This is a genomic window from Neisseria sp. HMSC069H12, from assembly GCF_001812735.1.
GTDB lineage: Bacteria > Pseudomonadota > Gammaproteobacteria > Burkholderiales > Neisseriaceae > Neisseria > Neisseria subflava.
Genome location: NZ_KV810269.1, coordinates 1 through 1,186 on the forward strand (window position 1 = coordinate 1; position 1,186 = coordinate 1,186).

Sequence of the window (1,186 nt, forward strand, 5' to 3'; positions counted from 1 at the left end):
TTAAGCGATTACAGAAGAAACCACACCCGCACCTACGGTACGACCACCTTCGCGAATCGCAAAGCGCAGACCTTCTTCCATAGCGATTGGCGCAATCAGTTCTACAGTAATGGTTACGTTCTCACCTGGCATTACCATTTCTACGCCTTCTTCCAAAGTAACTGCACCAGTTACGTCAGTAGTACGGAAGTAGAATTGTGGACGGTAGTTAGCAAAGAATGGTGTGTGACGACCACCCTCTTCTTTGCTCAGTACGTATACTTCAGCTTTGAATTTGGTGTGAGGAGTAATGGTACCTGGTTTAGCCAATACTTGACCACGCTCTACGTCTTCACGTTTAGTACCACGCAGCAATACACCTACGTTGTCACCTGCTTGACCTTCGTCCAGCAGTTTGCGGAACATTTCAACGCCGGTGCAAGTGGTTTTTTGGGTTTCTTTCAGACCTACGATTTCGATCTCGTCACCAACGTGGATGATACCGCGCTCTACGCGACCGGTTACTACTGTACCACGGCCAGAGATAGAGAATACGTCTTCGATAGGCAACAAGAAAGGTTTGTCCACAGCACGCTCAGGTGTTGGGATGTAGCTGTCCAAGGCAGCAGCCAATTCGAAGATTTTTTCTTCGTAAGCAGTGTCACCTTCCAAAGCTTTCAGTGCAGAACCTTGTACGATTGGGCAGTCGTCGCCTGGGAAGTCGTAGCTTGACAACAAGTCACGGATTTCCATTTCAACCAATTCCAACAGCTCGGCATCGTCAACCATGTCGCATTTGTTCATGAACACGATGATGTAAGGTACGCCTACTTGACGGGCCAACAGGATGTGTTCGCGGGTTTGCGGCATAGGACCGTCGGCAGCGGAACATACCAAGATTGCGCCGTCCATTTGTGCGGCACCGGTAATCATGTTTTTAACGTAGTCGGCGTGGCCCGGGCAGTCCACGTGTGCGTAGTGGCGGGTTTCGGTTTCGTATTCTACGTGTGAGGTATTGATGGTAATACCGCGGGCTTTTTCTTCGGGAGCGTTATCGATTTGGTCGTAAGCTTTTGCAGCACCGCCGAATTTTTTAGCCAAAATAGTAGTCAAAGCAGCAGTCAGAGTGGTTTTACCATGGTCAACGTGACCGATGGTGCCAACGTTTACGTGCGGTTTGCTACGTTCAAATTTTTCCTTAGCCATG

Annotated in this window: 1 protein-coding gene; it reads right to left on the bottom strand. The window is 49.2% G+C overall.

All coding sequences use genetic code 11. The features are described from left to right. Window positions 1–1,185 (bottom strand): elongation factor Tu, encoded by a 1,185-nt coding sequence (gene tuf, locus HMPREF2872_RS05515; protein WP_070631849.1) that lies wholly within the window; start codon window positions 1,183–1,185, stop codon window positions 1–3. Between the last annotated feature and the right edge of the window lies 1 nt (window position 1,186).